Raw genomic sequence first — 8,433 nt, forward strand, 5'->3', positions numbered from 1 at the left:
CGCGGAGGGCGTGCGCCAGCTGCGCGCCCTGGCGGGGCCGCTCGGCTACGACGTGGTCGCGGTGCCGGTCACGAAGGCCCTGCACCTGAAGACCGCCGTCACCGCCCTGCCGGACGGCACGGTCATCGGCTACGAGCCGATCGTCGACGACCCCCGGATCTTCGAGCGCTTCCTGCCGGTCCCCGAGGCGCACGGCACCGCCGTCGTCGTGCTCGCGGAGGACACCGTGCTGATGTCGTCCTCGGCCCCGCAGTCGGTGGCGCTGGTCGAGAGCCTCGGCTACACCGTCATCCAGGTGGACATCTCGGAGTTCGAGAAGCTCGAGGGCTGCGTCACCTGCCTGTCGGTCCGGATCCGCTGACCGCACCGCACCCGCTCGACGTCGTACGCCGCCGTCGTACCTGAGCCCTGCATCCACGGTTCGCCGGGGCGCAGAAGAAAATTCTTGCGGATTTCGCCAACCTGGCAATAAGCTGTAGGGCTGCCTTGTTGCAGCACAACGGACGTATTCATCGAGGCTGGGAGGAAGCCATGACGACGATCGAGACCGCACGAAAGCTCACCGTGCCCGGGTTCGTCGCCGCATACGTGGCCGCCGCCCGACCGTCCGGGCGGTAGCTCCCGCCTCCTCTGCGCGCCGCTCCACCGCGCGACACCGGGTGCGCCGACTGCCGCGCCCCACGCATCCACTCACAGGGCTCTGCCGCTCCAGGCAGTGCCTTCGGCGACTCCTCCGCGTGCTCGCCGCCGACCCTGCAACGTCGGAACACTCACAGAAAACGGATCATCGATGTCTGTCGTCCAGACACCTCAGAACTCACACCCTCAGACGAACAAGCGGAAGAGCACCGCACGCACGCTGCTGCGCATCCTGCCGTTCGCCAAGTCCGCCGCCCCGCGGATCGTGCTCGGCATGGTCGCAGCGCTGCTCGCCAGCCTGGTCGCGCTGAGCATCCCGCAGGTGCTGCGCTGGCTCGTCGACGGCCCGCTCTCGGCGGGTGACCCGGCAGCGGTGTGGCCCGCGGCCCTGCTCGTGGTCGGGCTGGGCGCGGCGGAGGCCGTGTTCATCTCGCTGCGCCGCTGGTTCGTGCTGACCCCGGGCACCCATGTCGAGGCGCGGATGCGGAACGCGCTGTACGCGCAACTGCAGGATCTGCCGGTCGCCTTCCACGACCGCTGGCCCAGTGGACAGCTGCTGTCGCGCGCCGTCAGCGACCTCAGTCTGATCCGCCGCTGGCTCTCCTTCGGCATCGTGCTGCTCGTCGTCAACGTGGTGACGATCGTGGTCGGGTTCGGCATCCTGATCAGCTGGAACTGGGTCCTCGGGCTCATCTTCCTGGTGTGCTCCATCCCGCTCTGGATCTACGGCTTCGTGTTCGAGAACAAGTACTCCGTCATCGCACGGCGCAGCCAGGATCAGGCGGGCGACCTGGCGACGGCTGTCGAGGAGTCCGTGCACGGCATCCGCGTGCTGAAGGCGTTCGGTCGCGGCAAGCACGCGCTGAAGAGCTTCGAGTCGCGCGCCGAGCAGCTCCGCGGCACGGAGATCGCCAAGGCGAAGGCCATCGCGGGAATCTGGCTCTGGCTGCTGCTGGTCCCGGATGTCGCGTTCGGCATCTGCCTGGTCGTCGGCGTGTGGCTGTCGACGCAGGGCCAGCTGTCCGTCGGCGAGCTGGTGGCGTTCTTCGCCACGGCGACCGTGCTGCGCTTCCCGGTGGAGTCCATCGGCTTCCTGCTGTCGATGACCTTCGACACCCGCACGGCGGCCGACCGCTTCTTCGATGTGATGGACGAGGTCAACGCGATCACCGATCCCGCAGACCCCAAGCGCATCGCCGAGCCGCGCGGCGAGCTCGTCTTCGACGACGTGCACTTCCGCTACCAGGACTCGCCGGAACGCTTCCCGGACCTGCTCGACGGAGTCCGGCTGACGGTGCGCCCGGGGGAGACCATGGCGCTGGTCGGTCTCACCGGCTCCGGCAAGTCGACGCTGACCGCGCTCACCACCCGGCTGTACGACGTCACCGGCGGTGCGATCACGGTGGACGGCGTGGATGTGCGCGACCTGACCCGGTACGACCTGCGCAAGGCGATCGCCATGGCGTTCGAGGACGCGACGTTGTTCTCGGCCTCCGTGCGCGACAACGTCCTGCTCGGCCGCGACGATCTCGACCCGGACTCCGCCGAAGCGGAGCTCGTGCTCACCGAGGCACTCGATGTGGCGCAGGCGGGCTTCGTCTACGACCTCCCCGAGGGTGTCGAGACGAAGGTCGGCGAGGAGGGGCTCAGCCTGTCCGGAGGACAGCGGCAGCGTCTCGCGCTGGCCCGTGCGGTCGCGGCCAACCCGAGCATCCTGGTGCTCGACGACCCGCTGTCGGCACTGGATGTGGACACGGAGGCGCTCGTCGAGGCGGCGCTGCGGCGGGTGCTCGCGGCGACCACCGCGCTGATCGTCGCGCACCGCCCCTCCACGGTGATGCTCGCCGACCGGGTCGCCCTGCTTGAGGACGGCCGGGTGACCGCGGTCGGCACCCACCATGAGCTGCTCGCCACCAGCGAGCACTACCGCTTCGTCATCTCCAGCCTGGAGGACGAGGAGAACGACGAGATCCTCGAGGAGGTGAACCTGTGAGCACGACGACAGTGCTGGGCGTCGAAGGCGAAGAGCGCAACGACCTCAGCAAAGAGGAGAGCCGGCAGGTCCGGCGCCGTTCGCTGCGCCTGCTGGGCTCGCTGCTGCATCCACTGCGGATGCGGCTGCTGCTGACGGCGATCGTGGTCGTGGTGAGCACGGCCGCCCAGGTGGCCGGTCCGGCGCTCATCGCGTTCGGCATCGACAACGGTCTGCCGGCCCTGCTGAAGCAGGACTGGTTCCCGCTGGCGGCCGCCGGCGTCGCCTACCTGTTCACGGGGGTCATCGGCGCTGCCTTGATCGCGTGGTACACCGTCCTGAGCGCGCGGATCAGCCAGGCCATCCTGCTCGATCTGCGCAAGCGGGTGTTCCTGCACACGCAGAAGCTGTCGCTGGAGTTCCACGAGTCGTACACCTCCGGCAGGATCATCTCCCGCCAGACGAGCGACCTCGACTCGATCCGCGAACTGCTCGACTCCGGCATCAACCAGCTCGTGCAGGGCTTCCTGTACATGCTGTTCATCGCGGTCGCGCTGTTCTCGATCGACTGGGTCAGCGGCCTGGTGCTGCTCGGGTCGCTGGTGCCGCTGTACTTCCTGACGCGCTGGTTCCAGAAGCGGTCGCAGGCGCTGTTCCGCATCTCGCGGGTGGCGTCGGCGAAGGTGATCGTGCACTTCGTGGAGACGATGACCGGCATCCGCGCGGTCAAGGCGTTCCGCAAGGAGAAGCGCAACGAGAAGGAGTTCGGCGGCCTGGTCGAGGAGTACCGGGACGTGAACGCCCGCGTCATCCAGCTGTTCGGGATCTTCGACCCCGGGCTCGTGATGATCGGCAATGTGACAGTCGGTGTCGTGCTGCTCGTCGGCGGCTTCCGCGTCGCCGACGGCGCGCTCCCGATCGGCGTGCTGCTCGCGGTGCTCCTGTACACGCGGCGGTTCTTCGACCCGATGGAGGAGATGGCGATGTTCTACAACTCCTACCAGTCGGCCGCGGCGGCGCTGGAGAAGATCTCGGGCGTCCTCGAGGAGGAGCCGAGCGTCCCGGACCCCGTGAAGCCGGTCGACCTGTGGTCGGCGGAGGGCCACGTGCGCTTCGACGGCGTGACCTTCGCCTACAAGAAGGACCGGGTCATCCTGCCCGAGTTCACGCTCGACATCCCGGCCGGGCAGACCGTCGCGCTGGTCGGATCGACCGGTGCGGGCAAGTCCACGCTGGCGAAGCTGATCTCGCGGTTCTACGACCCGAGCGAGGGACGGGTGACGCTGGACGGCGTGGATCTGCGCGATCTGCACCCGAAGGACCTCCGCCGCGCGATCGTGATGGTCACACAGGAGGCGTACCTGTTCAGCGGCTCGGTCGCGGACAACATCGCCCTCGGCAAGCCGGACGCGTCCCGGGAGGAGATCGTCCGGGCGGCGAAGGCGGTCGGTGCGCACGAGTTCGTCGAGGGCCTGCCCAACGGGTACGACACGGACGTGAACAAGCGGGGAGGCCGGGTGTCCGCCGGACAGCGGCAGCTGATCTCGTTCGCCCGGGCGTTCCTGGCCGACCCGGCCGTGCTGATCCTGGACGAGGCCACGAGCTCGCTCGACATCCCGAGCGAGCGCCTGGTCCAGGAGGCGCTGCAGACGCTGCTCTCGGACCGCACGGCCGTGATCATCGCGCACCGCCTGTCGACGGTCGCAATCGCCGACCGGGTGCTCGTGATGGAGCACGGACGCGTCGTCGAGGACGGCACGCCCGACGACCTGATCGCCGGGACGGGACGCTTCGCGCAGCTTCACGCTGCGTGGCGCGACTCGCTGGTGTAGGCGCGGCGACATTCGTGACGAATGTCGCCCTGGCGCGAGCCGGAGTGCACATTCGTGACGAATACCGGCGGGGACCACGGGGAAGCCATCCCGTGGTCCCCGCCGCCGGTCGCCGGGCGGTGAGGGGTTGAATCAGTCGGCCGGTGACCAGGTCGAGCGCGCACGAACGGGCCGCAGGATGCGGTGCCTGGCCGTCTCCACCGGCCGCGGAAGCGGCTCCCGGCCTGGCGTCGCGCGGAAGAGGGGGAGTCGCCGGAGCGGCCGACCGGCCGTGCTCTCACGGAGGATGAGGACCTCGGCGCCCGCGTCGATCAGCGCGCTCGCCGACTCCGGGTCGGCGTACTGCTCGGCGCCGCCGGTCGACATGGTGATGCAGTCGGAGACGAGCGCGCTCCCGACGGTCGCGAGAACGGTGGTGCGCGAGGTGGCCGGCGCGACGAGAGAACGGATACTGCGCGCGAGCGCCGCCCACGTGGCGGGACGGGCGGCCGCGGATCCGAGAAAGGCACTTCCGAGGTCGAGCGACTCCAATCGCCTTCCCGTCTCTGCAGCGATGCGGGCGTTCGCCTGGACGACTCGCTGCAACTCCGTATCGAGTTCAGCGGCAGACGCATCGTCACGGATACGCAGCGACAGCCCGCCGACGTGGATGCCGAGCGTCTGCGCTCGCTGAACGACCGACACCGCCGCGTCCGGATCGACTCGCAGCAGCACGGTGGTCCCGGCAGGGGCGGCGACGAACGCGTCGAGCTGGAGCGCGTCATCCACGACGAACGTACGGACCCCGGCCTCCCACGCGGAACGGCGCTCCCTCCACGGGGCGCCGGGAGATGCGTGCAGTACCCGTCGCAGATCGACCTCCGCCCGTGCCAGCGCAGGGAGGGCGGCCGGATGCGTGACCGTGAAGCCCGCCCCTTCCGCCGCCATCGCCACCAGCAGTGCGGGGTGCGCCAGGGCGCTCACGTCGTAGCGCACATCCACCCAGGGGAAGGCCTCGCGCAGCGCCCGGAACCGACGGGCGGCCCGCAGCAGGTCGATCACGACGAGTGGCAGCTCCTGCGCGCCGACCGTGCCGCCGACGACGAAGGGGAGACGGTCCGCCGTGGTCGCGGCCCTTGCCACTGCGCCCGCCGCAGCAGACGGAGCGCCGGTCGGGTCCGCGGCTCGGGTCACGGGGGATCGCCTTCTTCTGGGTAGGTCGTCGGCCGCCGATCGGGCGGAGGAACCTCACCGTTCGGGTCGGTGAGGTTGTCTCACATCCTGTCCCTGCCTGCGCCTGGCCCGCATCCGGGGGTCCACCTCATTCCGTTTACGTGGAGGCACGGATGAACACCGGGACCCGTGCGGTCATCATGGAGCCATGTTGTCCCTCCGCGTGGTGATCGTCGACGACCACGAGCGGTTCCGCGAACAGGCCGCCGAACTGCTCCGGCTGCACTGCTTCACGGTCGTCGGGGACTGCGACACCGCCGCCCGGGGGGTCGAATTGAGCCGTCGGCTCACCCCGGACGTCGTCCTGCTCGATGTCGGCCTGCCCGACGCGAGCGGCTTCGACATCGTGCCCGAGATGCGGGCGACCGGGGCGGCTGTCGTGCTCACTTCCAGCCGTTCGGCCCAGGACTACGGCAGACGCGTGGCCGACAGCGGCGCGGAGGGGTTCATCAATAAAGACGAGTTGACCGGTGAGGCGATCCGCACCCTGCTAAGGTAAGCGCGTGAGCGGGGGACAGACAGAGGGTTCTCGCGCGCTCCGGGTGGCCGTCGCCGACGACGCAGTGCTTCTGCGCGAAGGGATCGGGCAGATCCTGCGTGCGGGCGGCATGCAGGTCGTCGTGTCCGTCGACACCGCAGAGGAGCTCCTCGCCGCGGTCGCGGAGGAGGACGGGATCGATGCGATCGTCCTCGACATCAAGATGCCGCCAACGCACACCGACGAGGGGCTGCGTGCGCTGGAGCGTCTCCGCGCCGGCGGTTCGACGGCCGGCGTCCTGCTCCTCTCGATGTACACGACGGCGTCGTACGCCATCCGCGCCATGAGTGCGGGAAGCGGAACCGGTTACCTGCTGAAGGATCGCGTCGCCGACGCCGACACACTGGTGACGGCCGTCCGGACGGTCGCCCGCGGGGGGTCCGTCGTCGATCCGGAGGTCGTCCAGTTCCTCGTCTCCGCGCGATCGTCCGAGGCGGCCGTCGAGGCGCTGTCCGCTCGTGAGCGTGACGTCCTGCGGCTGATGGCCGAGGGCAAGTCGAACGCGGGCATCGCCACTGAGCTGCACCTCAGCCTCCGCACGGTGGAGTCGCACATCGGGCACATCATGGCGAAGCTGGGGGTGGAGGACTCGGCCGAAGGGCACCGCCGGGTGCTCGCCGTCCTCCGCTTCCTCGGCCGGGACGTCTGAGCTCATGGATCTGGCGCGCCCGGTGCCCGCGCGCTCCACTCCTGTGCCCTTCGAGCGGGAGGCGGAGCTTCGACGACCGGATGCGGGGCGTCTCGGGCTCCGCGCGCTGGCACTCACCGTCGCGCTCGCCTCCAACGTCCTGGCGCAAGTGCTCAGCGCGGTAACGGACGACTACGGCCCCCGGCCGTCGGGAATCGGCTGGGCGATCGTCTTCGTCGCCGTGGCCGTCGACTACCTCGTGTGCGCGGTGGTCGCCTGGCGCATCGTGCGCAGCCCCGTCCCCGGCTGGGTGATGGTCGGCGCCGCGCTGTTCTGGTCTGCGGGCGCCTGGTACCCGATGGTGCGGCCGTGGGGATGGGTCTGGCCGTGGATCGAAGGAGTCACCGACCTGTGGGCCGTGCTGGTCGGGCTTCTCGTGCTCTGCTATCCGACGGGGAGGCTGGCCCGCCGCTTCGACCGGATCATCGTGCTCGTGGTGTCGGGCGCCTTCGTGGTGCGGTTGGGCGGCATCCTGCTTTTCGCGTCGCCGGAGTCCGCCGTGTGCGGATGCGCCTCGAACCCGTATGCGGTGCTGCCGAGCGACACCGCCGATTTCTGGCTCGGGCTGGCGTGGCGGTTCGTCGGCCTGGCCCTGATGCTGACGGTCGCCGCCCGGCTCATCGCCCGGTGGTTCACCAGCTCGCTTCCGGCACGGCGCGTGGCCTTCGTCATGCCGCTGGCCATCCTGCTGTGGTGCTTCGGCACGGTCCAGGAGTCGCTGAGCTTCGCCCTGCACTGGGACGGTGGCTGGCTCCAGTTCGTCCCTCCGGTCGCGATCGCGCTCATCCCGCCCGCTTTCGTCGGCGGAGTGCTGTACGCGAGGGGGCTGCGTTCGCGCGTGGCCGACCTCGTCATCGTCGCGCGCGACAAGGTGGATCGCGGGCTGTGGGAGTCGAGCCTGGCCCGCACCCTCCACGATCCCTCCCTGCGTGTGTTCTGGTGGGACGAGCCGCTGCAGCGCTACCAGACGAGCGACGGAGAGCCGGCACCGGAGGCGGGGCTCACCCAGCGGCCCGGCCGCTCCACCCTCGCGATCGACTCGGATCAGGGACCGATCGCGCTCATCGAGCACGACGTCGCCCTCACTCAGGACGACCGGCTGCTCGACGCCGTCTCCTCCGCCCTGCTGCTCTCGGTCGACAACGACCGGCTGCGGGAGCGGCTGGAGCGCACCATCCACGAGTTGCGCGAGTCGCGTCTGCGCATCGTCGAGGAGGGCTATCTGGCCAGGCGCCGGCTGGAGCGCGACCTGCACGACGGCAGTCAGCAGCAGCTCGTCTCCCTGGCGATCAGCCTCCGCATCGCGACGGCCAAAGCCGAGGCGCACGGAGACGAGGAGCTCGCCGTGGACCTGCAGCGCGCAGCGGGCCAGCTCGGCGACGCGCTGCGGGAGCTCCGCGAACTGGCTCGCGGCATCCACCCGACGGTGCTGACCGACGGCGACCTCCGCTCGGCGATCGAGGAGCTCGGGATGCGCAGCCACCTGCCCGTCGAGGTCCACATCGACATCGGGGAGCGCCTGCCCGAGGTCGTCGAGGAGACCATCTACTAC

Annotated in this window: 6 protein-coding genes and 1 pseudogene; 6 read left to right on the forward strand and 1 reads right to left on the reverse strand. The window is 69.8% G+C overall.

From position 1 onward, the window contains the following. The 3 genes and pseudogenes from ACPYOG_RS17810 to ACPYOG_RS17820 all read left to right on the forward strand — a co-directional run. Nucleotides 1–361, forward strand: a pseudogene (locus tag ACPYOG_RS17810) (dimethylargininase); the annotation flags it as partial. 429 nt (nt 362–790) lie between these two features. Next, nucleotides 791–2,632 carry an ABC transporter ATP-binding protein gene (locus ACPYOG_RS17815; RefSeq protein WP_481295491.1) on the forward strand — a complete coding sequence of 614 codons (1,842 nt, stop codon included), beginning with the start codon at nt 791–793 and terminating at the stop codon, nt 2,630–2,632. Then, a complete protein-coding gene (locus ACPYOG_RS17820; protein ID WP_481295492.1) occupies nt 2,629–4,443 on the forward strand; it encodes an ABC transporter ATP-binding protein in 1,815 nt (604 codons plus the stop codon). Before ACPYOG_RS17815 ends, ACPYOG_RS17820 begins: the two co-directional genes overlap by 4 nt. Nucleotides 4,444–4,575: 132 nt before the next feature. Here the strand turns inward: ACPYOG_RS17820 and ACPYOG_RS17825 are convergent, their stop codons facing one another. Further along, nucleotides 4,576–5,616: a type III PLP-dependent enzyme domain-containing protein gene (locus ACPYOG_RS17825; protein ID WP_481295493.1), complete on the reverse strand. Its 1,041-nt coding sequence runs from the start codon at nt 5,614–5,616 to the stop codon at nt 4,576–4,578. Nucleotides 5,617–5,803: 187 nt separating this feature from the next. Between ACPYOG_RS17825 and ACPYOG_RS17830 the strand changes: the two genes are divergently transcribed. The 3 genes from ACPYOG_RS17830 to ACPYOG_RS17840 all read left to right on the forward strand — a co-directional run. Beyond that, nucleotides 5,804–6,154 (forward strand): response regulator, encoded by a 351-nt coding sequence (locus tag ACPYOG_RS17830; RefSeq protein WP_244527856.1) that lies wholly within the window; start codon nt 5,804–5,806, stop codon nt 6,152–6,154. Nucleotides 6,155–6,158: 4 nt separating this feature from the next. Beyond that, entirely contained in the window at nt 6,159–6,842 is a 684-nt protein-coding gene (locus ACPYOG_RS17835; RefSeq protein ID WP_481295494.1) for a response regulator transcription factor, read from the forward strand. A 4-nt stretch (nt 6,843–6,846) separates the two neighbouring features. Beyond that, a partial coding sequence (locus ACPYOG_RS17840; protein ID WP_481295495.1) for a sensor histidine kinase occupies nt 6,847–8,433 on the forward strand: 1,587 nt, incomplete at its 3' end.

Source organism: Leifsonia sp. HAY1-4F, assembly GCF_056755275.1.